Source organism: Bacillus sp. LSHTCR4 (genome assembly GCF_057197025.1).
In genome coordinates this window covers 1,856,040-1,878,685 of sequence record NZ_JBXUNO010000001.1, presented here as the reverse complement: position 1 = coordinate 1,878,685, position 22,646 = coordinate 1,856,040, and the positions used below count along the sequence as shown (strand labels likewise).

The 22,646-nt window shown below is 34.1% G+C and carries 29 protein-coding genes and 1 pseudogene; 23 read left to right on the top strand and 7 right to left on the bottom strand.

The features are described 5' to 3' along the window. Positions 1-10 precede the first annotated feature (10 nt). From AC2CGR_RS09770 to AC2CGR_RS09760, 3 genes are all read right to left on the bottom strand, one after another. Positions 11-685, bottom strand: a complete 675-nt coding sequence (locus tag AC2CGR_RS09770; RefSeq protein WP_000346938.1) for a TerC family protein — start codon at positions 683-685, stop codon at positions 11-13. A gap of 110 nt (positions 686-795) precedes the next feature. Further along, positions 796-1,458, bottom strand: coding sequence for a DUF3841 domain-containing protein (locus AC2CGR_RS09765; protein WP_484480777.1), 663 nt, complete (start codon positions 1,456-1,458; stop codon positions 796-798). 182 nt (positions 1,459-1,640) lie between these two features. Continuing rightward, a complete protein-coding gene (locus tag AC2CGR_RS09760) occupies positions 1,641-2,468 on the bottom strand; it encodes a peptidoglycan-N-acetylglucosamine deacetylase (RefSeq protein ID WP_270185044.1) in 828 nt (275 codons plus the stop codon). A gap of 382 nt (positions 2,469-2,850) precedes the next feature. Between AC2CGR_RS09760 and AC2CGR_RS09755 the strand changes: the two genes are divergently transcribed. The 22 genes and pseudogenes from AC2CGR_RS09755 (at position 2,851) to AC2CGR_RS09650 (ending at position 19,630) form a co-directional block, all read left to right on the top strand. Continuing rightward, positions 2,851-3,534: a DNA alkylation repair protein gene (locus AC2CGR_RS09755; RefSeq protein ID WP_484480776.1), complete on the top strand. Its 684-nt coding sequence runs from the start codon at positions 2,851-2,853 to the stop codon at positions 3,532-3,534. A 16-nt stretch (positions 3,535-3,550) separates the two neighbouring features. After that, positions 3,551-4,252, top strand: coding sequence for a nucleotidyltransferase domain-containing protein (locus AC2CGR_RS09750; RefSeq protein ID WP_087964463.1), 702 nt, complete (start codon positions 3,551-3,553; stop codon positions 4,250-4,252). A gap of 15 nt (positions 4,253-4,267) precedes the next feature. After that, positions 4,268-4,813 carry a GNAT family N-acetyltransferase gene (locus tag AC2CGR_RS09745; RefSeq protein ID WP_484480775.1) on the top strand — a complete coding sequence of 182 codons (546 nt, stop codon included), beginning with the start codon at positions 4,268-4,270 and terminating at the stop codon, positions 4,811-4,813. Between the two features lie 34 nt (positions 4,814-4,847). Next, positions 4,848-5,348: a GNAT family N-acetyltransferase gene (locus AC2CGR_RS09740; protein WP_000620348.1), complete on the top strand. Its 501-nt coding sequence runs from the start codon at positions 4,848-4,850 to the stop codon at positions 5,346-5,348. Positions 5,349-5,363: 15 nt separating this feature from the next. After that, positions 5,364-5,885 carry a DinB family protein gene (locus AC2CGR_RS09735; protein WP_000654210.1) on the top strand — a complete coding sequence of 174 codons (522 nt, stop codon included), beginning with the start codon at positions 5,364-5,366 and terminating at the stop codon, positions 5,883-5,885. 69 nt (positions 5,886-5,954) lie between these two features. Continuing rightward, on the top strand, positions 5,955-6,893 hold the full coding sequence (locus tag AC2CGR_RS09730) for a DMT family transporter (protein ID WP_000643666.1): 939 nt from the start codon (positions 5,955-5,957) through the stop codon (positions 6,891-6,893). Positions 6,894-6,949: 56 nt separating this feature from the next. Further along, positions 6,950-7,350: pseudogene (locus tag AC2CGR_RS09725) on the top strand (GNAT family N-acetyltransferase). A gap of 110 nt (positions 7,351-7,460) precedes the next feature. Further along, the gene (locus tag AC2CGR_RS09720) at positions 7,461-8,072 is read left to right on the top strand and encodes a hypothetical protein (RefSeq protein ID WP_001242160.1); all 612 of its coding nucleotides are present in this window, start codon (positions 7,461-7,463) and stop codon (positions 8,070-8,072) included. A gap of 20 nt (positions 8,073-8,092) precedes the next feature. Continuing rightward, the gene (locus AC2CGR_RS09715) at positions 8,093-9,340 is read left to right on the top strand and encodes a glutathionylspermidine synthase family protein (RefSeq protein ID WP_000287874.1); all 1,248 of its coding nucleotides are present in this window, start codon (positions 8,093-8,095) and stop codon (positions 9,338-9,340) included. Between the two features lie 217 nt (positions 9,341-9,557). Further along, positions 9,558-10,355, top strand: a complete 798-nt coding sequence (locus tag AC2CGR_RS09710; protein ID WP_014297868.1) for an AAC(3) family N-acetyltransferase — start codon at positions 9,558-9,560, stop codon at positions 10,353-10,355. 15 nt (positions 10,356-10,370) lie between these two features. Then, positions 10,371-11,060 carry a phosphopantothenoylcysteine decarboxylase domain-containing protein gene (locus tag AC2CGR_RS09705; protein ID WP_000676717.1) on the top strand — a complete coding sequence of 230 codons (690 nt, stop codon included), beginning with the start codon at positions 10,371-10,373 and terminating at the stop codon, positions 11,058-11,060. 137 nt (positions 11,061-11,197) lie between these two features. Next, positions 11,198-11,671 (top strand): tetratricopeptide repeat protein, encoded by a 474-nt coding sequence (locus AC2CGR_RS09700; protein WP_000400626.1) that lies wholly within the window; start codon positions 11,198-11,200, stop codon positions 11,669-11,671. 12 nt (positions 11,672-11,683) lie between these two features. Next, positions 11,684-12,733 (top strand): hypothetical protein, encoded by a 1,050-nt coding sequence (locus tag AC2CGR_RS09695; protein ID WP_000117484.1) that lies wholly within the window; start codon positions 11,684-11,686, stop codon positions 12,731-12,733. Further along, the gene (locus AC2CGR_RS09690; protein WP_087964460.1) at positions 12,726-13,220 is read left to right on the top strand and encodes an NUDIX hydrolase; all 495 of its coding nucleotides are present in this window, start codon (positions 12,726-12,728) and stop codon (positions 13,218-13,220) included. Before AC2CGR_RS09695 ends, AC2CGR_RS09690 begins: the two co-directional genes overlap by 8 nt. Before the next feature lie 103 nt (positions 13,221-13,323). Further along, entirely contained in the window at positions 13,324-13,833 is a 510-nt protein-coding gene (locus tag AC2CGR_RS09685) for a ribonuclease FAU-1 family protein (protein ID WP_270185050.1), read from the top strand. 203 nt (positions 13,834-14,036) lie between these two features. After that, a complete protein-coding gene (locus tag AC2CGR_RS09680; RefSeq protein WP_071716826.1) occupies positions 14,037-14,627 on the top strand; it encodes a TetR/AcrR family transcriptional regulator in 591 nt (196 codons plus the stop codon). Next, positions 14,624-15,352: a hypothetical protein gene (locus AC2CGR_RS09675; RefSeq protein WP_071716825.1), complete on the top strand. Its 729-nt coding sequence runs from the start codon at positions 14,624-14,626 to the stop codon at positions 15,350-15,352. Before AC2CGR_RS09680 ends, AC2CGR_RS09675 begins: the two co-directional genes overlap by 4 nt. A gap of 227 nt (positions 15,353-15,579) precedes the next feature. Next, complete coding sequence (locus AC2CGR_RS09670; RefSeq protein WP_484480774.1) at positions 15,580-16,335, top strand: ABC transporter ATP-binding protein; 756 nt, start codon at positions 15,580-15,582, stop codon at positions 16,333-16,335. 17 nt (positions 16,336-16,352) lie between these two features. After that, complete coding sequence (locus tag AC2CGR_RS09665; RefSeq protein WP_061402975.1) at positions 16,353-17,339, top strand: aliphatic sulfonate ABC transporter substrate-binding protein; 987 nt, start codon at positions 16,353-16,355, stop codon at positions 17,337-17,339. A gap of 16 nt (positions 17,340-17,355) precedes the next feature. After that, the gene (locus AC2CGR_RS09660; RefSeq protein WP_061402974.1) at positions 17,356-18,204 is read left to right on the top strand and encodes an ABC transporter permease; all 849 of its coding nucleotides are present in this window, start codon (positions 17,356-17,358) and stop codon (positions 18,202-18,204) included. A gap of 77 nt (positions 18,205-18,281) precedes the next feature. Further along, on the top strand, positions 18,282-19,394 hold the full coding sequence (gene ssuD, locus AC2CGR_RS09655; RefSeq protein WP_000422277.1) for an FMNH2-dependent alkanesulfonate monooxygenase: 1,113 nt from the start codon (positions 18,282-18,284) through the stop codon (positions 19,392-19,394). A gap of 143 nt (positions 19,395-19,537) precedes the next feature. Beyond that, entirely contained in the window at positions 19,538-19,630 is a 93-nt protein-coding gene (locus tag AC2CGR_RS09650) for a putative holin-like toxin (RefSeq protein ID WP_001289320.1), read from the top strand. A 229-nt stretch (positions 19,631-19,859) separates the two neighbouring features. On the opposite strand, the gene AC2CGR_RS09645 is transcribed toward AC2CGR_RS09650, so the two are convergent. Next, the gene (locus AC2CGR_RS09645) at positions 19,860-20,681 is read right to left on the bottom strand and encodes an HNH endonuclease (RefSeq protein ID WP_061686630.1); all 822 of its coding nucleotides are present in this window, start codon (positions 20,679-20,681) and stop codon (positions 19,860-19,862) included. A gap of 149 nt (positions 20,682-20,830) precedes the next feature. Between AC2CGR_RS09645 and AC2CGR_RS09640 the strand changes: the two genes are divergently transcribed. Next, positions 20,831-21,916: an AI-2E family transporter gene (locus AC2CGR_RS09640; RefSeq protein WP_000837885.1), complete on the top strand. Its 1,086-nt coding sequence runs from the start codon at positions 20,831-20,833 to the stop codon at positions 21,914-21,916. 241 nt (positions 21,917-22,157) lie between these two features. On the opposite strand, the gene AC2CGR_RS09635 is transcribed toward AC2CGR_RS09640, so the two are convergent. Genes AC2CGR_RS09635 through AC2CGR_RS09625 form a run of 3 tightly spaced genes read right to left on the bottom strand, consistent with a single transcriptional unit; the run spans position 22,158 to position 22,633 of the window. Continuing rightward, positions 22,158-22,298 (bottom strand): YrzI family small protein, encoded by a 141-nt coding sequence (locus tag AC2CGR_RS09635; RefSeq protein WP_087964458.1) that lies wholly within the window; start codon positions 22,296-22,298, stop codon positions 22,158-22,160. Between the two features lie 25 nt (positions 22,299-22,323). Beyond that, the gene (locus AC2CGR_RS09630; protein WP_000669811.1) at positions 22,324-22,464 is read right to left on the bottom strand and encodes a YrzI family small protein; all 141 of its coding nucleotides are present in this window, start codon (positions 22,462-22,464) and stop codon (positions 22,324-22,326) included. A 25-nt stretch (positions 22,465-22,489) separates the two neighbouring features. After that, entirely contained in the window at positions 22,490-22,633 is a 144-nt protein-coding gene (locus AC2CGR_RS09625; protein WP_087964457.1) for a YrzI family small protein, read from the bottom strand. Positions 22,634-22,646 lie beyond the last annotated feature (13 nt).

Sequence of the window (22,646 nt, the reverse complement as noted above, 5' to 3'; positions counted from 1 at the left end):
TAAATCATCATCATGAGATAGAACCATCTGTTGCCTTTTGTTTTGCCTTTCCGAAGAAAACTACACCGACAATGATGATAATGATGAATGCCCATTTCATGAAAGGGTTGCTTTCGAAAAATGCAGCGAACCATTTTTCATCTACAATCATTTTCGCAGCAGTATAAGCTAGAACAGCTGCTCCAATTGTAATAATGATAGGATATCGGTCGACCCATTTTAAAATTAATGTACTGCCCCATACCACTACAGGAATAGAAACTAATAACCCGATGATTACTAAAGAAAAGTTGCCATGAGCAGCTCCCGCAACAGCAAGTACATTATCAATTCCCATTAATGCATCAGCTATAATAATGGTTTTAATAGCAGACCAAAATCCTTCTTCGGCCTTAATATCATGATCTTTGCCTTCAGCAATTAATTTGTAAGCGATCCATATAAGGAGTACACCACCAATTAGAAGTAGCCCTGGTATTTTTAACAACCAAACGACAACTAAGGTAGCGAGGGCTCTAATCGCGATTGCCCCGATAGTTCCCCATATAATAACTTTCTTTTGTTGATCTTTCGGTAATCGTCTTGCTGCTAATCCAATTACAATGGCATTATCACCTGCTAACACTAAATCAATTACAATAATGGCAAGTAAGGCTGACAAATATTCGGCTGAAAGAAAATCCATATACACATCACTCCTTAAGAGTAATATGTGCTAAAGTGTTGATAATATAAAAAATAGAATTGAATTTGTATATTCAATCCATAATTTCTTACTGTATTTTGATATATGTTTTAATTTCGTATAAGTCGCTTTTGTAGTCTTTTTTGTTTATCGTTTCGCTTTCTTAATTTTCGATTCATCTTTTTAATGCGGTTTTCTTTTCGATTATCCCAGTTATCACTTCTGATTTTACGAATAGACTTATCTGTCTTAGCACGAAAACGTCTTACTTTTTTCACGAAGGAAAGGGGTATTTTGCCGATAACACCTTGTTTTTCTAACGAATCCTCTTTACCTAGACACCAATCAGGATGAGATAACAAATAGTCGGAATCGAATATTATCCCGTATTCTTTATCCATATAGGTATACCATTCATCTAAAGTACACTTATTTTTTGTATGTAAATATATTGATCCGTCAGTCATAGCACAGCACCAATAGTCAAAATAGCTCCATAGTACCCATTCTTTCGGTACATCTAGCGTTAAAATTACCATTTTTGAATTTTTTCTACCCCAACCTCTATGATTTCGATTTGGGTAATTATTTGCTTCCCAGACCCAAATAGGGTAGTTACCATCGAAATAAGGCAATCTTGTTTTAGCAGCGCGCACCATCCAGTCATATGAATATAAATCGTCTGGATCGATGAATTCTTTATTACCTTCTAAATAACCAAGTTTCTTAAATTGTTTCCAAGCTTCTTCCGTTTGTACTGTATATACGATCATATGACACCTACTTATTTAAACTAGATTATAGTATAACATGTGATGTTTTTAAGTTAAATTCATGTGATTTGTAATTTTTATTGATAGTAGAGAAGGTGGAGTTTGAGTCGAATATACGAGGAGTAATTCCGAAAACGATAAAAAGACTTGATTCCTAGATAAAGGAAATCAAGTCTTTTTTATTACATACGATTATCGTGCCAGAAGTTTAATGGGAAGTGTTCGTTCTCACTATAGGCTTCTAATTCATATCCTTTTTCTTTCAGCCCTTTAATAATACCAGGTACTGCTTTTACGGATTGTGGATGAATGTCGTGCATAAGGATAACTTCTGTTGGATTTGTAGCATGAGCTAGAACATTCTCGACAATTTTAGCAGATGCAGCATCAACCTGCATTTTGTTGTACTTCCAGTCTAATGAATCGATTGTCCAATCCCAAACTTTTAAGCCATTCTCAACAACTTTGTTGCGAAGAGCCTCATTTAATCCTGGCATTGAGCCGTAAGAAGGGCGAGTTAATACTGGTGATTTACCTAGAACGCCAGCGATTAATCCTTGATCTTCTTTCATCTCATCTACGTAATGACCCTCTGTGTAAAGTTTCTTGTAGTTATGAGTCATACTGTGCATCCCAACGTAGTGGCCTTCAGCATCTTCACGCTTTACAAGATCAGGAAAAGCTTTTACATTTGAACCAATAAGGAAGAATGTTGCTTTTGCATTTTCTTTCTTTAGCATATCTAAAAGCTCAGCTGTGTATTTTCCAGGACCATCATCAAATGTTAAGTAAGCTACTTTTCTAACTTGCCCATTATATTGTTTTGGAGCTTCTTTCGGTGCAAGAGATGATTGAATTTCACTTACAAGTTGAACAGATTTTGCTTCATCCTCTGTACTTGCTAGAGCAGTATGTGCTGATCCTAAAGCCGCTTCGTATGTAAATAATACCCCCGCGCAAATCAACATAGCTCTTTTCACTAAAGTTGTCATTCGAATTCCATTGTGCATAATTTTCCTTCTCTCTATAAAAGTTCTACTCTACTATATTAGCAATTATAGGGAGGTAATTGCAAAAAAACTTTTTTACAAGAGCAAAAAGGTTTGTCCAAAAGTATGCAAGATTTCAATATTTTGCAGGTTTACTAAAATGAAACAAAAATTGAATGAAAATGCATGTAATTTGTTCATATATATAGTAAACCCAATGAATGAGTTAGTAGGGGATTGTATACAGAGAATGTTAGCGAAGAGGGTGCCTGTTGTATTAAAACGCATCTATAAAATTTCACATACCGTATTTTAAAAATAAATATAGGAAAACCAAAAAGTAATGTAGAATATATCGTACATACATATATGAAGTCAACATAAAAGATAAAGAGGTGTGCATATGTTACTTGATGAAGTAATGCAGCAACTAGAGGAATATGGAACAGAACAAAATCGTAAAACGTATAAAAATCACGGAGCGAAAGAGCCACTATTCGGAGTTAGTTTCGCGAATTTAAAATTGCTAAAAAAGAAGATAAAAAAAGATCATGATTTAGCAATTTTATTATGGCAAACAAAAAATATGGATGCAATGACTTTAGCAACGATGATTTTAGATCCAAAAAAAGTTACGACAGAACTACTAAATAAATGGGTACAGGAAGTTGATTATTATTGTTTAATGGATGTTTTGATGACGGCTATTTGTACGTCGCCAATCGCGATAGAAAGAATGGAAGAATGGACAAAATCTGATGATGAATGGATTGGAAGAGCAGGCTGGTCTTTATTAGCAAATATAGCGATTAAAAATAAAATGTTACAAGACGATTTCTTCTCTCCGTATTTAGAAGAAATTAAAGTAAATATACATAATGAAAAAAATAGAAAAAAAGAAGCGATGAATCGTGCATTAATCGCGATAGGAATTCGTAATGAAGACTTAGAGCGATTAGCTATTGAAATTGCACGTGAAATTGGAAAAGTACAGGTTGATCACGGAGAAACGTCATGCAAAACACCAGACGCAGAGCCGTATATAAAAAAAGCGAGAGAAAGAGCTGAAAAAAAGAAAGAGAAATAAGAAAAGGGGAACGGTTATGAAAGCAATGGAAGCGGCACAAAGCATAATTACATCACAATTTCCGAATTGTGATGTAGCTTTACTTGGAGGAAGCGTTGCAAGAGGGGAAGCGACAAAAACATCTGATCTGGACATTGTAATAATAGATTGTAGTTTGCCATCTTGTTATAGAGAATCTTTCTATAGTAATGGATGGCCAGTTGAGGTATTTGTACATAATTTTGAAACGTTAAAAACCTTTTTTAAAATGGATTGTGACCGCGGAAGACCTTCGTTACCACAATTAGTTGCAGAAGGTATTGTATTAAAAGGGGAAGATGAAATTATTGAGAAATTAAAAAGCGAAGCGAATGAGTTACTAAATAAAGGACCAGCTAAATGGACGGAAGAAATGATGGAGCAGAAGCGTTATTTTATTACAGATACTTTGGATGATTTTATTGGTGCATCAAAAAGAGAAGAAGAGTTGTTTATCGCGAATTTATTAGCTGATTTATTACATGAATATGTATTAAGAGTAAATGGGAAATGGCTTGGAAGTTCAAAATGGTTTATAAGGGTACTTAGAAGATATGATGAACAATACGCAGATCAATTTGTAGCAGCATTCGATCATTTTTATACAACGGGAGAGAAAAGAAAATTAATTACTTTTGTAGAAAAAACATTAGAACAGTATGGAGGAAGAATGTTCGAAGGGTTTTCTATAGGAAAATAAAAAGGGGATAACACAATGAATGTACCATTTGTTCAATTAAGAGAACTGACGCTAGATGATGTAGAAGAACGATATCAATGGTCATTAGATACAGAAGTAACAAAACATTTAGTTGTACCAGATCAATATCCACCGTTCACTCGTGAAGATACAAAACGATGGATTGAGGCATGTATAAATCGAAAAAATGGTTATGAACAAAGAGCTATCACTGCAGAGAACGGCATACATATTGGATGGATAGATCTTAAAAACTTTGATAAAACAAATAAAAATGCAGAACTGGGAATCGCGATTGGTAATAAAGAGTACTGGGGGAAAGGGTATGGAATAGCAGCCCTATATAGTATGTTACATGTAGCATTCTTTGAATTTAAATTAGAAAAAGTATGGCTACGTGTAGATGAAGATAATTTTCAAGCTAGAAAGAGTTATAAAAAGGCTGGTTTTGTTTGTGAAGGATTAATGAGAAAGGATCGATTACGTCAAGGGAAGTTCATTCATCGTTATCGCTATAGTATGTTAAGAGAAGAATACGAATCTATAAATAGTAGTTTATAAAAATATTATGTTAACTTAAAGGGGCTGGAGAAATATGATTCGATTACTTACGAAAGAAGATGCAAAAAAATATTGGGACTTACGTTTACAAGCATTACAAGTAAATCCAGAGGCATTTGTAACAACTTATGAAGAGGCGATTCGTCAAGAAAACCCGATTAAGCGAGTGGAAAGTAATTTAACAGCTACTACTAGTTGTACATTCGGTGCTTTTAATGAGGATTATCAATTAGTTGGAGTTGTCACTTTACTAACAGAAGAGAAAGAGGCGTATAAACATAAAGGGCATATCGTTGCGATGTATGTAGATGCAAGCAATCGAAGAAATGGCCTTGCACGTGATTTAATACGTAAGGCAATTGAAAGAGCAAGAGAAATGAACTTGGAACAATTGACTTTAGGTGTGGTGTCTACAAATGAGCCAGCAAAGAAGTTGTATGAATCAATGGGCTTTAAAACATATGGAATTGAAAAGAGAGCTATAAAGATGAATGGTGTGTATAGTGATGATGAACATATGGTGTTGTTCTTTTAAGAAAGGGAGTTTAGTATGAAAGATCTTTATATAGACAAAAATATGAACCCGCAAGTAGCGATTTTGTATGCGATGGTTACGGATACATTTAAACGCTTGCAAAAGTTAGTGGAAGGAACTGATGAAAAAGAACTGTCATTTAAAGGGACAGAAAATAATGAAAATAGTATTGGACAACTACTTCAACATTTAGCAGTTGTCGATTTACATTGGGTGTACCGCTTAAAAGGAGAAGCAATTCCACAGACACTTGATAATATATATGGATCTATGTTAAATGAAGCAGGAGAGCTGCCAAGTTTAAGAAAACAGACATTGCAACAATTAATGCAAGATTATGAAGTTGTGCAACATATGTTTTATGAGGAATGCATGAAACTAACAGAAAATGATTTAACACGAGAGGTTTTTTATGAAAAGGGAGAAACTGCGACTATAAGGTGGGGGATATGGCATATAGCTGATCATAATCGGTACCATCAAGCTCATATTAGTCAGTTAAGAAAACTATATAGAGCTAGAATACATGCAAGATAAAGAGTGCGAATTTTAATTATATTTATTTTGTTGTATAGTATAAGAAGAAACTAAACAAGGGGTTTTATCATGAAAGCTATTGCAGTAGGGATATTGGCATCATTTTTCTTTGCCTTTACCTTCGTTTTAAACCGGGCGATGGACTTAGAAGGTGGAAGCTGGATTTGGAGTGCTTCATTACGGTACTACTTTATGGTTCCAATGCTTTTACTTATTGTCATGTATAGGGGAAACTTAAAGCAACTCTTTCAATATATGAAAAACAATCCGAAAGAATGGTTAGTGTGGAGTATCGTTGGATTTGGTCTCTTCTATGCACCACTTAGTTTTGCTGGAGCGTTTGGACCTGGTTGGCTCGTTGCATCAACATGGCAAATTACAATCGTCGCAGGGATTTTGTTAACGCCATTTTTTGCGGTAGATCCATTACATAAAAAACTCCCAATGAAGGAATTAGTTATGTCGGGTATTATTTTATGCGGTGTTGTACTCATGCAAGTAGAACATGCTTCTTCATTAGGAATTCGTGAAACCGTTTTATGTGTCGTTCCTGTACTGATTGCAGCGTTTGCGTATCCTCTTGGAAATCGAAAAATGATGCAAGTTTGTAAAGGCGAGTTAGATGTATTCCAGCGAGTTCTCGGTATGACATTAGCAAGTCTACCATTTTGGTTTTTACTATCTGGTTATGAAGTATCAACAGGTGGTCTACCGTCAAGTAGCCAAGTTTTCCAATGCTTTATTGTAGCAGTTAGTTCTGGCTTAATCGCAACGGTATTATTCTTCTTTGCGACAGACCTTGTAAAAGATGATCCGCAAAAACTAGCAACAGTAGAAGCGACTCAGTCCGGTGAGGTTTTATTTGCGCTAGTAGGAGAACTTATCTTGTTATCTGCACCAATTCCGTCATCTTTATCTTGGGTTGGTATGAGCCTCGTTATTATCGGAATGATACTACATAGTTATGTAGCGGTCGTTGTGAAGAAAGAAGAAAAAATAACGGCGTAATGAGATTAGCTCTTTATATAAAGAGCTAATCTTTTTTCGTAGAAAGGAATGATGAAATGAATTTGCAATGTGTTGAACAAATTGAGAAAGATCCTATTTTAAATGTACTACTGTATGCAATCGGCCCAAGTGAAACTAGCTTAAAGAAAGCAGTTTTATTTTATGAAAGGAATAAAGGGTCATTGTATAGATATGAAGAAAAGGCTTGCATAGGTATTGAAATAATCGGAGCAAATAAAGCGAGAATATGCCACATAGCAGTCGTTCCACAATATCGCCATAAAGGAATTGCGTTGCAAATATAAAGGAAGTAGTAAGAATGCATCAATTGACGTATATAGAGGCAGAGACTGACGCTGAGGCAGTAAAATTTTATAAGAAAATTGGTTTTCAGATTAAAAGTTTAGGAGAAAAATATCCGGGGATTGAAAGGTTTCATTGTTATTTGGAAAAATAGTACGAAAATATGTAAATACATATTGTGTTTAGTTTGAAAAAAGTAACATTTACATTATATAATAAAGGTATCTGGAAAAATATAGATAATGGAAATTGGGTGTATAACACATGAGAATGGATAAAAGTAAATTTATAAAAATCGCTACTTCAATAGGGGTTTCATCTTTTTTATTAACGGGCTGTGGTGATTATGAAGAAGAAACTGCACAGAAAGAAAGTACTGCTGTTAAAACAGATGGTGCAAAACAGGGAAATGAACAAGAAACATTACATTGCGATGATAAAGCTCCTACTAATGAAAATGTAGAAAAAGATGAGTTATGTAAGGAAATGAATCCGTCTTTTTCATCGTATCATGAAAATTCACATTTACCGATACTTCCATTCGTAGCAGGATATTTATTAGCAAGCAGAACTTCAAATATGAATTATACAGCAAAGCCAAATATAATGAAGAAACCGTATGCAAATAATGTTATTCCCTATCGTGAAAAAGACCAAAGTAGAACTGGTGGAAGCGGTGGTGGAGGGTATTACGGCGGAACTAACAGTAACAATAATAACTCGTCCAATAAAGTGGATTTAAATAAACAACAGCCAAATAGCTCAAATAAAGTGACACCAGATACAAATGCGCCAAAATCATCTCCGACACAAACGCCAAAAGTGAATTCAGGTTCAAGTGGAATTGGGAACGCAAAAGCACCGGCCGGATCATAACTCGAAAGGATAATAGGAATATGTATACAGAGCAAGAGCAGAAGGAGTATATGAAAGTATGGTTTTCACTAGCGGAAGAGGCTGGTCGGAATGGATTTACGTGGCCGAGCCTATTAGAAAATGAAGAATGGAATCAATATATGGCAACAGGTATGTATCGTATGCCAGTAAAAACTTATACTGCTATTTCAAAAGCGACTGAAGAAATTATGTACGTGTTATATAGAACGTATCAATATATTGTAAATACGGCAGAAGATTTTCAAACACTAGGATTTCCTGCTGAAACGTGGGAAATTGCGAGAATGAAACATACTGGTTTGTTTTCATATTTTACGAGATTTGACTTTATCGTAAATGGTGAAGATATAAAGTTAATAGAAGTAAATTGTGATACACCAACAGGTTATTTAGAGCCATCGGTCGCAAATGAAGTGTTGTGCCGTTATCACGATGTAAATCACCCAAATCATATAGAAGAGCATATTGTGCAGGCATGGGAACAAATTAAACATGACTATAATATAGATCCTAGAGAAACGATTTATTTCACGAGTTATGATTGGCATGATGAAGATCATCAAACGGTTCAATTTTTAAGAAGCTATTGTTTGGATCAGTCAACGGATTATATAGGTATACAAGATATTGTCGTGACAGATGATGGTATATATACGCAAAATGGTGAGAGAATTCATTATTTATATAGGCTATATCCAATTGAATATTTAGTTTCAGACGCTGATAAAAACGGGAAAAGAATTGGACTCCAGTTTTTAGATCATATAGCGCAAGGAAGAGTGAAAATCATTAATCCACCTGCTGCCTTTCTTATGCAAAATAAAAGTGTACTCGCATTAATTTGGCAGCTTTATGAAGATGAAGTTTTCTTTGGGGACGAAGAGCGAGAGACCATTCAAAAATACTTCCTACCAACATACTTTACAAATAAACCATTTATAGAAAGAAATGAATCCTATGTTTCTAAACCTTTATACGGCCGTGAAGGCGGAGGGGTATCTATATTTGAAAATAATGAACTATTAGCTGAAGATAAAACAGAGTATTACTTTGAACAGCGGAAAATATATCAGCAATACATAGAAATGCCTGACTATACAATTGACACATGGGACGGTCCGTATACTGGTAAACTTTTAATTGGTTCACACTGCATAAGCGGAAGAGCCGCAGGGTTATTTTTACGTGTAGGTGAGAAAATAACGGGAAACTTATCGATGTTTACTGGAGTTACAATTGAAGGATAAATGGAACAAAGAGCTCATCATTTTTGATGGGCTCTTTCGTTTAAATATAGTGTTTTTATTGCTGTGATGTAACGCCTTCATGTTGCTTCTTTTGTTATATAAAACCAATTTATTACCATTTTTTAATTGGATAAAAATGATTAAGTTAAAAATTAAGAAAAATATGATAATATATGTATGTAGTAGTTTAAAACAAAATGGGGGAACAATCGTGAAAATGAATGAAATAGTGGCAAGTACGCCATTGCCAAATACAATTAAAACAATTACAAATGATTTAAGAAAATTAGGATTAGAAAAAGGAATGACAGTTATTGTACATTCTTCGTTAAGCTCCATAGGCTGGGTATCTGGCGGAGCAGTTGCAGTAGTAGAGGCGTTAATGAATGTTATTACAGAAGAAGGAACACTCATTATGCCAACGCAATCTTCAGATTTATCCGATCCGAAACATTGGTCAAGACCGCCTGTTCCTGAAGATTGGTGGCAGATTATCCGTGATAATGTCCCAGCTTATGATCCACGAATAACACCAACAAGAGGTATGGGGGAAATAGTTGAATGTTTTCGTACATATCCGAATGTAGTACGCAGTAACCATCCATTAGGAAGTTTTGCTGCATGGGGAAGACATGCAGAAGAAATAACGATGAATCAGTCTCTATCAATGAGTTTAGGAGAAGAATCTCCATTAAGAAAAATATATGATTTAGACGGATACATATTATTAATTGGTGTTGGATATGATTCCAATACTTCTGTACATTTATCAGAAGTACGTTCTGGTGCATGTGAGTTAATAAAAGTAGGGGCACCCATTATAGAAAATGGCGAAAGAGTGTGGAAAGAATTTGTTGATATGGATTACGATTCTGACAAATTTGTAGAAATTGGTGTGGAATTTGAGCAAAAAGGAACCGTAACAATAGGGGAAATAGGAAACGCAAAGTGCCGTCTTATGAAACAACGTGATATAGTTGATTTTGGAACAGAATGGTTTCGTAAGAAAAATTAGTAAGGGATGGTTACAATGAAGGGGAAAAAGGTATTAATTACAAGCGGTGGTTGTTTAGAAAAATGGGATCAAGTTCGTGGTCATACGAATATGGCAAAAGGAACAATTGGAAGAATAATCGCCGAAGAGCTTATAAGTAAAGGGGCCTATGTTATATATTTACATGGTTATTTTGCGGAGAAACCGAATGATATAAACAATCAATTAGAATTACACCCATTTGAAGGAATTGTTGATTTGCAAGATAAAATGAAAAGTATCATTACGCATGAAAAAGTCGATGCGGTTATTATGGCAGCGGCTGGATCTGATTGGATTGTGGACAAGATCTGTGATCAAGAGGGTAATGTTCTTGATATGAATGGAAAAATCTCAAGTGATATAGCGCCAATTATACATTTTCAAAAGGCACCGAAAGTATTAAAACAAATAAAACAGTGGGATTCAGAAACTGTACTCGTTGGCTTTAAACTTGAAAGCGACGTAAATGAAGAAGAACTGTTTGAAAGAGCGAAAAATAGAATGGAAGAAGCGAAGGCGAGTGTAATGATTGCGAATTCACCACATTCTTTATATTCGCGTGGAGCAATGCACTACGTAATTGGACAAGACGGTATAGAGAAGTTATGTAATGGAAAAGATGAAACAGCGAAAGAAATTGTTAAAAGGTTAGAGGTATTATGTAATCACATTACTGCTTTATAATTTTAAGTATTTGGATAAGAGTGAATCCGCATAGTATATATTGGTAAGCGAAACTTTAATTTATAGGAATTTTACTTTTACACAAACGTTAACCATTCAATATGGATACATAGAATAAATGGTGAGGAGTGAATTCTATGGAACATTTATTAAAGCAAGCTATTAAACTCCGGAAAGAAAAGAAATATGCGCAGTCTAAAGAGATACTCATCGGATTAACAAACTTTACGAGGGATGCAGAAGTACTTTATCAATGTGCCTGGATACATGATGTAATGGGTCTTGAAACAGAAGCTATGCCGTATTATGAACAGGCAATTGCAAATGGTCTTGAAGGGGAGTCACTTTGTGGCGCATATATCGGTCTTGGTAGTACATATCGTTGTATAGGCGAGTATGATAAAGCAATTACTGTTTTAGAAACAGGTTTGCAGCAGTTTCCAGATAATGATGTGATGAAAGTATTTTTGTCATTAGCGAAATATAACGTAAACGATCATGAATCCGCGATGAAATTATTACTTGAAACAGTCGTAAAAGTAGAAGAAGTGAAAGAGTTTGAACGTGCTATTTCATTTTATAAAGACCATTTAAACGAGGTTTTTAAATAGAGGAGTGAAAGTATGAGTGTCACACTTTCGCGAAGGCGAAAAGGTATATGGATTGGACTCGTATCTTTAATCTTATTATCAAACTATTTATTGTATGCTCTTCCGATTGTACCAGCTACTCCCAAAGAAGTTGTTCTTGGATCATTATTAGATTGTATGTTTGTAATTCCGGTTATTACGTATTTCTTTATTATTCGAAAAAGATACTCGTTAACGTATATATTCCCTGTTGTAATAGCTGGTTATATATTTGCAAGATTTATTATTCCAAGCGACTATTTACAAGCTTTTTCATACGTTTCTTATATGATAGTTGCAGGAGAAATTACCTTTGTATGTGTAGAGTTATTCCTTCTATATAAAATTGTTAGAAAGCTTCCTAACATAATAAAAAAATATAAAGAATATAAAAGTGAGTATTCTTCATTTTCTTATGCAATTGATGCTGCATTTGACGCTGCTATGAAAAGAAATAAATTAATAGATATCATTGTAACAGAGTGTAAGTTAATCTATTATGCATTTTTATCGTGGCGTGAAAAAGTGCCAGAAGGAGAATCTGTATACTCATATCACAAAAAGACTGGCGCAATAGGTGTATATATTATGATTATCCATGCGACCTTAATAGAAAGTATCGGTTTTCATTATTTGTTTCATCAATGGAATCCAGTTGTAGCATGGGTGTTACTTATTTTAAACGTATATGCAATGTTTTATTTTTTAGCTGAAATTCAAGCGATGCGTAAAAATCAAATTATTGTTGCGAAAGAAAAAATAATTATTCAAATTGGATTAGGAAAGAAAATCATTATACCATTTGCGCAAATTGATACAATTACGTTTTATAAAGGGGAACTTTTAACGAAAGAGAAAGAGCTTCTTGACGCAACGGTGATGGAATTTATAAAGGAACCTCCAACATTTGAAATCATACTCAAAGAGCCAATGAAAGCACAATTATTATATGGATTTTCTAAAACAGTAAGTCGTGTTCACTTAAATGTTGATGAGGAACGGAAATTTTATGATGTGATGACGGAGAAATTGAACCATGAATAATGCTACTAATTTTCATCGTGCGTTTGGTGTGTATGGCATTTGTATCGAAAGCAATAACATATTAGTAATCGATAAAATTAAAGGGCCATATAGAAATCGGTATGATCTACCTGGTGGTAGTCTAAAAGATGGGGAAGCATTATTAGCTGGACTTCATAGAGAGATTAAAGAGGAGACCGGGCTAAATGTAACGGTAGTAAAACAAATAGGTACGATTGATTTTCAATTTCCATCAAAATTCAAGGAGTACACACATGTACATCATATCGCAGTTTTCTACGGTGTTGAAAGGTGCGAAGGTGAATTCGTAGTAACGGAACAATTTGAAGAGCAAGATTCATTAGGAGCTAGATGGGTTCCTATTGAAAGCATTACAGAAGACAATTCATCTCCACTTGTATGTAGTGCAGTGAAGTGGTTGAAAACGAATGAGCTTCCATTAGAAGTGAAAAAATATGAAACATGGACAGTGAAAAACTCCTTCTAAAATAAGAGGGAGTTTTTATTGTGTATTTGGAGACCAAACACTTCTTTATCACTATATAAATGGATATAATTAAGATTAGAAATAGCATAAGGGGAAACAAAGAATGAATAAATTACTAACACCAAAAAGTGAAATTATAGAAAGAAAAATTCGGTATGATTCGACCGTAGTAGATCACACTTGCTTATTACTTGAAAAGCAGTTGCAAAGTATCGTGTTATTTCATGAGGTTCAGTATTCATTTACAATGACTGCACATCGTGCGAGTTTAACAATCCCAAAAGGAAGTTACACCATTGCATACTACTGGGAAAATCGTCCGTACAATTTATACATATGGAGAGATAAAAATGGAATATATGTAGGCTCTTATTTTAATGTTGTAAAAAATACGCAAATAACAGACGAATTAGTGTCATTTGAAGACTTAATTATTGATATATTGGTACTTCCAAGTGGTGAATATTTTATTTTAGATGAGGATGAGTTACCTGAGCCTTTAGAGGGTTTTGAGGGTGGTTATGTGAATGAAGCTCTTAATATATTAGAGGAAATCATTCAAAAGACGCTTCCTCAAATGATTGTAGAGACAGAAATGGTGTGGTTAAACTAAAGCGATTTGAAAAGAAAATATGTGTTTAATGAAATTGAGTAGTCTTAAGTTATATGATCTAACTTTTTTGATAAGTCTAAGGTTAGATGTATATTTCTTGAGATTACTCTTTTTTTGTGGAAACTAATATTGACTGAATATAGTTCAGTCGTTTATGATTGAATCAGATTCAGTCGAGGGTAAAACATAGTAGGAGATGACCTATGAAAAGAATATCAAAAGAACCAGATGTTAGAAGGCAAGAGTTGATGGATATTGGTTTTGAACTATATATGAAAAATGGTATGAAAGGATTTGGCATAAAAGATGTTGTGAATCATGCAGGTGTAGCAACGGGCTTATTTTATTATTACTTCAAGTCTAAAGAGAATTTTGTTGATGAAGTATTAAATGATTTTATTGTGAAAAATATGGAGTTAATTGAAGAAATACTTATTTCTAATGAACGGTCTGTCATGCAAAAGCTGAAAGATTCTCTAAATATATTTTGGACATTTATCGAAAAATTAGCACCCTATAAAAATGTGAGTTCGTTTCAGACAGAACAACATTTTCAACTGGAACAGAAATTATTTACGCGAATGCAGCCATTAATTCGACAAGTAATCGAAGAAGGGGTGAAAACTGGGATTTTTAATACTGATAACTCATTATTAACATCAGGATTTATTTTATACGGTCTTAGCAGTATTGCTCATTCAGAGGTGAATTTGAATCTAGACACGAAGCAAGAAATGATTCATTTAGTATTAAATACACTACGATACGATCAAAGCGAAGGAGAATGTATATGAAAATTATGATTGACGGAAACAATATTTCGAATGAACAACTTACAAAGTGGAAAAGAGAACGTATTAAAAAAGTTTTACATACATTAGGACATAAAGAACCGGAATTAAATGATACAGACGTTATGATAAAAAAACTAACGGAACTAAAGTTAAATTATTCATACAATGAAATGTATGATAAGTTAAAATCTAAACTGAAATTAAGTGAAATGGGTATGCGTATTTGTACTGTTTTATCTGGTGATAGACGAAAATTTTCAAAAACAAGTATCTATTTAGATGGGATTACAGCAGAAGAAGCGATAAATGGAATTGATAGTTTTATGCTTGAACAATCAGATGAAAATGATCAAGTAAATTTATCAGCCTGTCCAGATCACTACGTACTAAGACCCTTTGGGGAAAATGAATTAGAGGTTATCGAAACTACTGGTAATTCTCCATTTCCAGTTCAATTTTTTATTGTTTTTGGTGACGAAACAGGATTGAAGACACCTCGAGAAAAGTCTTATCAATACCAATCAACAGGTGTTGCACGTATGAAAGACGGTACTACTATTGGTGGAGTTCGACATCAATTCAAAGATACAGATACTGGTATAGAAGTAAGTCTAGTTGTAGAGTTTCCGGCACTTTGTCCTAATAGCCTTATTAAATCACATCAAATGCATTTGGCATGTGAGTTTTCTTATTGGTTACAGTGGATTAAGGACCATAAAAAGTAATTTTTAAACAAATAACAATAAGGATGTTCAAACGAATCATATGTAATTTTTAACAAAACCCAGTTGACTTATCGGAAATATTTGTATAATATGTACTTAATTCTATTACGTATTGCTGATTGGAGAAACCAAAGGCATTTTATCTATTGATAAAATGCCTTTGGTTTTTTTATTGCATAAATAGTGAATCTGTTCATTTAGATGAATCATTTCAAGGAGGCGAAGAAGTGACTGTTTCAATTCATGAGGTATCAAAATATTTTTCGAAGCAAACTGGTACTGTTCAAGTATTAGAGAATATTAATTTTCAATTAGAGAAAGGGGATTTTGTTACAGTAATTGGTCCGAGTGGTTGCGGAAAAAGTACACTATTAAAAATTATTGCAGGTTTAGACAACGATTTTGAAGGTGAAATCATTATTGATGGGGAGCGTATAACAAAACCGAGTAAGAAGCAAGGATTTATATTTCAAGAGCATCGTCTGTTTCCATGGTTAACAGTTGAAGAAAACATTGCAGCTGATTTGTCATTAAAAGATAAGTATGTGAAGGATAAGGTAAAGGAATGGGTTGAAATTGTTCGGTTAGACGGTTTTGAAAAATCATATCCGAAAGAAATATCAGGCGGGATGTCACAACGTGTTGCGATTGCAAGAGCGTTGCTAAGAGATCCTAATGTATTATTACTTGATGAACCATTTGGAGCACTGGATGCATTTACCCGAAGTCATTTGCAAGAAGTACTGCTCAACATTTGGGAACAAAAAAAGACGACAATGATATTCGTTACACATGATTTAGATGAAGCAATATATCTTTCAAACAGAATTGTCATCATGAGTGCAAAGCCTGGAAAAATACATAAAGCAATTGAAAATAATTTACCTTATCCGCGTAGTAAAACTTCGGAGTCATTCCAAGAAATTCGAAAGAAAGTATTACAGCAGTTTGAGTATGGAGGATTGATTCAAACAAGTTTATAGGGAGAGGGTGAGTATTTATGTATAAAAAATTTAAAGTTCTTTCTTTTGCAGTAGCTATTTCTTTATTTCTATTCGGATGTGAGAAAAGTACAGCAAGTAGTAAGAAGGAAGATGTAACAGTACAAATTGGTATTCAGCAAGGATTAAGTCCACTATTACTCGCGCAGAAAAAGGGATGGTTTGAAGAAGAATTCAAAAAGGAAGGAGTTAAAGTGAAATGGACAGAGTTCCAAAGCGGTCCTCCTTATTTTGAAGCGATTGCATCAAATCGATTAGACTTTGGTGAAGTTGGGAACTCCCCAGTTATTTCCGCACAAGCAGCTGGTATTGAATTTACCGAAATTGCTAATACAAGTTATGCGAGAAAAGGAACAGGGATTCTTGTACAACAAGATAGCAAGATTACAAGTGTCAAAGAATTAAAAGGTAAAAAAATTGCTGTTGCAAAAGGAAGTAGCGCATTTAATTTATTGTATCGAGCGCTTGATAAAGAGGGTATCAATGCGAAAGATGTAAATGTGATTCAACTGCAACCAGATGAAGCGCAGCCAGCATTTGAATCAGGATCAGTAGATGCATGGGCAATTTGGGATCCTTTCATATCGTTACATACGGTAAATAAAGGAGCGAAGGTGATTACAGATGGTGAACAATTAAATGTATCTTCTCCAGAGTTTTTAATTGCGAGAACAAAATTTGCGAAAGAGCATCCAGAATTAGTTGAGAAATTCCTTAAAGTATATGAAAAAGCACGTGTATGGCAAGATGAAAACTTAGATGAAGCAATAAAAATATACACTTCCGCAAAGAAAATAGATGCAGATATTGTAAAAGAAGTGTTTAATCACGACAAACCCATTTTAGTTCCGGTAACGAAAGAAATAGTTACAGAACAGCAAAAGACAGCAGATTTTCAATATAAGCTCGGTTCTATAAAGAAAGAAATCAAAACAGATAAAGTTGTAGATAATTCTTTCGTAGAAAAAGCATTAAAGGCGAAATGAAAAGAGGTTTTGTAAATTGGAAAATACGAAGGCTGTTGTGAAAAGGGCGAGTATAACGATTGGCAAAAGCAATGTAAAAAAAGTGCGAAAGACAAATGTAAAAGTGTTAGTAAGAGCGATTACTATACCAGTTATCGTATTAATAATTTGGCAATTAGCCGGCGTATTTGATCTAGTTTCTAAAACAGTATTACCAACGCCATTAGATATATTTCTAGCTTTTCAAGAACTTATAAAAACAGGAGAGTTATTCGGTCATGTAAGTATTAGTGTATTTAGGGCGGCCGCTGGTTTCTTTATTGGCGGGAGTTTAGGAATTATTTTAGGAACAATTGTTGGATTTTCAACGAGAAGTGAGCAATATTTAGATCCGTCAGTACAAATGTTAAGAACTGTGCCTCACTTAGCTGTTGCACCGCTTTTCGTATTATGGTTCGGTTTTGGGGAAACATCAAAAGTGTTATTAATTGCAGATGGTGCATTTTTTCCTTTATACGTAAACGCGTTTCTAGGAATACGAGGTGTAGATTCAAAATTATTTGATGTTGCGAGAGTGTTAGAGTTTAGTAAAAGAAAATTAATTACAAAATTAATTTTACCTGCCGCATTACCGAACCTATTACTAGGAGCAAGATTATCATTAGGAGTTGCATGGGTGAGTTTAGTAGTAGCAGAACTTATGGGATCTACAGAAGGTATTGGCTATATGATAATGGATGCAAGGCAATTTTCAAATACAGATATCGTATTTGTCGGTATTATCATCTTTGCATTCGTTGGGAAGTTTTCTGATTCACTCGTACGTTTACTAGAAGTGAAGTTTTTAAGATGGCGAGATAATTTTAAAGGCGAGATAGGAAATTAACATATAAATTATTAGGGGTAATTTATATAGAGTATTTTAGTATACGTTTCAAAATAAATAAGGGGTGTGTAAAAGGTATGGAATTATTATGGTTTATTCCGGCGTATGGAGATGGTCGATATTTAGGAACGACAAAACGAGGAAGAGCAGCTGAGTATGGTTATTATAAACAAGTTGCACAGGCAGCCGATTATTTAGGATATACAGGTGTGTTACTTCCAACTGGTCAAGGTTGTGAAGATCCATGGGTGTTAGCGTCAGCTCTTGCAGCTGAGACAGAGAAATTAAAGTTTTTAGTAGCAGTTAGACCAGGACTAATGTCACCGACAGTTGCAGCGAGGATGGCTTCTACATTTGATAGAATTTCAGACGGCAGACTTCTAATTAATGTAGTAGCTGGAGGGGATCCAGTTGAATTGCAAGGTGATGGATTATATCTTGAGCATGATGAAAGATATGAAGCGGCGGATGAGTTTTTAAAGGTTTGGAAATCAACATTGCAAGGTGAAACAATTTCTTTAGAAGGAAAACATATTAAGGTTACGGATAGTAAAGTTGTGTTCCCGCCAGTTCAAACGCCATACCCTCCTATATATTTCGGAGGATCATCCGCTGCTGGAAAGGAAGTTGCAGCAGAACATAGTGATGTATATTTAACGTGGGGCGAGCCACCAAAGCAAGTGAAAGAGAAAATAGATGAAGTAAGAAAACTTGCGGAAGAAAAGGGGCGTACGGTTCAATTTGGCATTAGATTACACGTAATTGTAAGAGAAACAGAAGAAGAAGCATGGGAAGAGGCAGAACGTTTAATTCAATATGTAGATAATGAGACAATTGAGCTTGCTCAAAAAACATTTGCAAGGTACGATTCAGTTGGTCAAAAACGAATGACTTATTTAAATAAAGGAACACGGGAATCGTTAGAGATAAGTCCAAACTTATGGGCTGGTATAGGACTTGTAAGAGGTGGTGCAGGTACTGCACTTGTAGGAGATCCGCATACAGTAGCAGATAGAATAAAAGAATATGAAGCGTTAGGAATTGATACTTTTGTATTATCGGGATACCCTCATTTAGAAGAGGCATATGAAGTGGCAGAACTGTTATTTCCTTTATTGAAAGAAGATAAGAAACAAGAAAATAAAATTGTTGGTGAAATGATAGCCGATGCATATGCATTAAAAAAATAGTGAGAAATAAAAAAACTCGCGAGTAAATCACTTGCGGGTTTTCATCGTAAACTATCAGAAAATATGGTAAAATTAAATAGTAACTTAAGGTACGGTTGGTTGTTCAATTATCACTTCTCCAAGTAGGAGGGGGGTGATAATAAGTGAGTGAAATAGCGTTGTTACTGCAAGGTGGACTGTTTCTCGTTGCATTGTTAACGTTCGTCGTCGTTTTAATAGACAAGCTCAAAAAATAACAACCCACCTATGCCAATAGAATGTGGGTTGTTTTGTTTGTAAGAAACAAATAGGATAAATGAACAATCCAATCTGCTAAGTTACGTGGACTAGTGTGTAGCCGCACACTAGTCTTTTTTATTTATATACAATTTATAATTGGTTTATGTGATTGTATTGTTCTTTTCATACTTATTATAACACAGTGTCTTTTCATCAAGAAAGGAGACCGTATGTTCTGTTTTGCCATTAAATAGAAGGTGTTTTTTCTTTAAAGAGCCCGTCCATATACTGTTTTAAAGTTTGGACATAAAATTCCTGTTTATTTACATTATTTATACCAACAATTGGTGATGAAAGTTCATATCTCTTTTCGGATAAATGAACGACAACGTCAAAAATATCAAATAGACGAATGAAACAGAACAGGCCATCTTTATCACTTAATAAAATAAAATAATGGTTTTCGCTATTTGTATTTAATGTATTCCATAATGAACTTTTGCTTAAATCGCGAACAATGCTCTTTTCTTTTAATTCCATGAAGTCGGCATTTGATAGAATGTTAGAAATATCAATCGCATCAGGATCTTCAAAATAGCCATCAACTGCTTGTACAGCGAAAGTATAAGCCATTTTTAATACACTCATTTTATACTTACGGTTATCTAAAAGTAATTCACGTTGAATAGAGCTAGCTACTTTTGTTACACGTTCTTCTTTCCAAATTTCATTATGTAGTGAAATATCGTGCTTTTTACATAGTTTCATAATTAATGCATTGGAATAAAGTATTTCATCACTTACTTCAACAACATCTGTCTCAGCCGCCGCAAGTTCCTCACCATGCTCATTTGTATAGAGGGGGGAGTCAATCTGTTTTTTCATTTGCTCAATCTTAAATTGACTTAATTTATGCCGAATTAAGGGGCGATCAATTTTTGTTGTCATTTGTTCATGACAAGTATCACAAATTGAGTTTGTGAAATAATATCCACATAATATTTCTGGGATGACATATTGTTCACTAAGTTCTTTCGTATCTTTTCTGCAAATGATGCATTGTGTCATTTTTATCACCTTTACCTGCAAATTTGTATGTAATCTCATTGTAGTGTATTTATTGGTATTTTGGAATATTGTAAAGGAAAATATTATGTGAAATTGTTGCTTATTTTGGTACAATGAAGAGAAGTGCTAGTTTAAAGGAGGACGTTTTTTTGAAATCGAAAGTGCACTTTTGGACATTAGAAGTGCTAATGGTTGTAGCGATCATATTTATTTGCACAAAAATATCGTTTCTATTTCAACCGATTGGTATCTTCATATCAACGTTGTTTTTCCCAATCTTAATCGCGCTTTTTTTATACTTCATATTTAATCCGGTATTAGTCTTTTTGGAGGATAAAAAAGTACCTAGAAATTTAGCGATATTACTGTTATATCTTTTTATCATAACATTAACCGCGGTTGGAGTTGGGGTAGTAGTACCAACGATCTCCCAACAGCTAATGGATTTAGTAAAAAATATGCCAGGTTATATAAAAGAGGGAAAAGTATACATACAAGATTTATCCCATCATAGACTGTTTGAATGGTTATCTACACAAAACTATGTTTCCATTGAAACAATTGAAAAAAATGCAATTGAATACTTAAAGGATATACCAAACACCATTACGTCGAGTGCAACGGCTTTATTTGGTATTATAACGAATGTCGCATTAGTTATCTTTACAGTACCGTTCATTTTATTTTATATGTTTAAAGATGGACATGCGTTTCCAGGGAAAGCAGTTAGTCTATTACCTGAATCTTACCGTGAAGAAGGACTTCGTATCATTAAGGAAACGAACGAAACATTATCTGCTTATATTCAAGGGCAAGCGCTCGTTTGTATATTTGTAGGTGCTTTTACTTTTATCGGTTATTTAATTATCGATTTACCATACGCTTTTGTTTTAGGAATTATAGCAGCATTTACTAATATCATTCCTAACTTAGGTCCATTTATCGGTGCAGCACCAGCTGTTATTGTAGGTCTGTTCGTATCTCCGATGCAAGCGTTGTACGTAATTATTATCGTAACAATTGTACAACAGTTTGAAAGTAACATCATTTCACCGCGTATTATGAGTTCAAAATTAAATATTCATCCATTAACAATTATTATTTTAATTTTAGGGGTAGGTAACTTTGCGGGAATTATCGGAATGATTTTGGCGGTGCCAGTTTATGCAGTAACGAAAACTGTTGTATCAAACTTAGTGAGATTATTTAAGACGAAACGAAGTAATCGAAAATAGTAAATGTTGAGAAAGATACACCCCTTTTTAAGTGGTGTATCTTTTGTTTATTAATCAATATTAAAAAGTGTACGAATGCAATTTTATTATATATTTATTACATATCAAATAAAACAGTAAACTTGGATGATATAGCCCCAAATAAAACTATGTGGAATCCCTCTGAACTATCCAAATCATTTCTTTACAACGTACTATCAACATCATAATCGACCCCTCTCAATTTTTTATAGTTAAATGATTATAGGTGGGTGTAGTATTTGCTTCTTCGATCACGAATTTCATCAATAATCATTTTGTATTGCTGTTCTTGTTTTAATTCAGTTTCAGAAATAGTTTCTTTCTGGATTGTGATTGTTAAAAAGAAAAGGTGAAACTTCATGATACATTCCTCCTTTCGAAAGGAATTATAGATGGCTACAGTAGTGACTTTGACGTTCTTTTACATCTTCCATAGCTTTATTAATTTGATGGTCATGCAAAATCTCATTGTCTGAGAACTTAGTTTTTTGAATCGTGATCGTTAAAAAGAATACTTTAAATTTCATTACATATTACCCCTTTATAAGTTAATTAGAAAAGACGGCTGTAATAAGAAGCCTGGCGGTCTTTCACTTCGTCCATAATAGTTTGAATGTGTTGCTCATGCAAAATCTCATTCTGTGAAAGTTTACGTTGTTGAATGGTAATTGTTAAAAAGAATGCTTTAAATTTCATGAAGGTATAGCCC

Coding starts and splice junctions, on each gene's coding strand:
- AC2CGR_RS09685 (WP_270185050.1), top strand. CDS start 13,324: ATGAATAAATTACTAACACCAAAAAGTGAAATTATAGAAAGAAAAATT.
- AC2CGR_RS09745 (WP_484480775.1), top strand. CDS start 4,268: ATGAATGTACCATTTGTTCAATTAAGAGAACTGACGCTAGATGATGTA.
- AC2CGR_RS09705 (WP_000676717.1), top strand. CDS start 10,371: ATGAAGGGGAAAAAGGTATTAATTACAAGCGGTGGTTGTTTAGAAAAA.
- AC2CGR_RS09715 (WP_000287874.1), top strand. CDS start 8,093: ATGTATACAGAGCAAGAGCAGAAGGAGTATATGAAAGTATGGTTTTCA.
- AC2CGR_RS09760 (WP_270185044.1), bottom strand. CDS start 2,468: ATGCACAATGGAATTCGAATGACAACTTTAGTGAAAAGAGCTATGTTG.
- AC2CGR_RS09720 (WP_001242160.1), top strand. CDS start 7,461: ATGAGAATGGATAAAAGTAAATTTATAAAAATCGCTACTTCAATAGGG.
- AC2CGR_RS09770 (WP_000346938.1), bottom strand. CDS start 685: ATGGATTTTCTTTCAGCCGAATATTTGTCAGCCTTACTTGCCATTATT.
- AC2CGR_RS09740 (WP_000620348.1), top strand. CDS start 4,848: ATGATTCGATTACTTACGAAAGAAGATGCAAAAAAATATTGGGACTTA.
- AC2CGR_RS09750 (WP_087964463.1), top strand. CDS start 3,551: ATGAAAGCAATGGAAGCGGCACAAAGCATAATTACATCACAATTTCCG.
- AC2CGR_RS09730 (WP_000643666.1), top strand. CDS start 5,955: ATGAAAGCTATTGCAGTAGGGATATTGGCATCATTTTTCTTTGCCTTT.
- AC2CGR_RS09630 (WP_000669811.1), bottom strand. CDS start 22,464: ATGAAATTTAAAGTATTCTTTTTAACGATCACGATTCAAAAAACTAAG.
- AC2CGR_RS09635 (WP_087964458.1), bottom strand. CDS start 22,298: ATGAAGTTTCACCTTTTCTTTTTAACAATCACAATCCAGAAAGAAACT.
- AC2CGR_RS09665 (WP_061402975.1), top strand. CDS start 16,353: ATGTATAAAAAATTTAAAGTTCTTTCTTTTGCAGTAGCTATTTCTTTA.
- AC2CGR_RS09690 (WP_087964460.1), top strand. CDS start 12,726: ATGAATAATGCTACTAATTTTCATCGTGCGTTTGGTGTGTATGGCATT.
- AC2CGR_RS09675 (WP_071716825.1), top strand. CDS start 14,624: ATGAAAATTATGATTGACGGAAACAATATTTCGAATGAACAACTTACA.
- AC2CGR_RS09695 (WP_000117484.1), top strand. CDS start 11,684: ATGAGTGTCACACTTTCGCGAAGGCGAAAAGGTATATGGATTGGACTC.
- AC2CGR_RS09680 (WP_071716826.1), top strand. CDS start 14,037: ATGAAAAGAATATCAAAAGAACCAGATGTTAGAAGGCAAGAGTTGATG.
- AC2CGR_RS09735 (WP_000654210.1), top strand. CDS start 5,364: ATGAAAGATCTTTATATAGACAAAAATATGAACCCGCAAGTAGCGATT.
- AC2CGR_RS09645 (WP_061686630.1), bottom strand. CDS start 20,681: ATGACACAATGCATCATTTGCAGAAAAGATACGAAAGAACTTAGTGAA.
- AC2CGR_RS09710 (WP_014297868.1), top strand. CDS start 9,558: ATGAATGAAATAGTGGCAAGTACGCCATTGCCAAATACAATTAAAACA.
- AC2CGR_RS09765 (WP_484480777.1), bottom strand. CDS start 1,458: ATGATCGTATATACAGTACAAACGGAAGAAGCTTGGAAACAATTTAAG.
- ssuD (WP_000422277.1), top strand. CDS start 18,282: ATGGAATTATTATGGTTTATTCCGGCGTATGGAGATGGTCGATATTTA.
- AC2CGR_RS09625 (WP_087964457.1), bottom strand. CDS start 22,633: ATGAAATTTAAAGCATTCTTTTTAACAATTACCATTCAACAACGTAAA.
- AC2CGR_RS09755 (WP_484480776.1), top strand. CDS start 2,851: ATGTTACTTGATGAAGTAATGCAGCAACTAGAGGAATATGGAACAGAA.
- AC2CGR_RS09700 (WP_000400626.1), top strand. CDS start 11,198: ATGGAACATTTATTAAAGCAAGCTATTAAACTCCGGAAAGAAAAGAAA.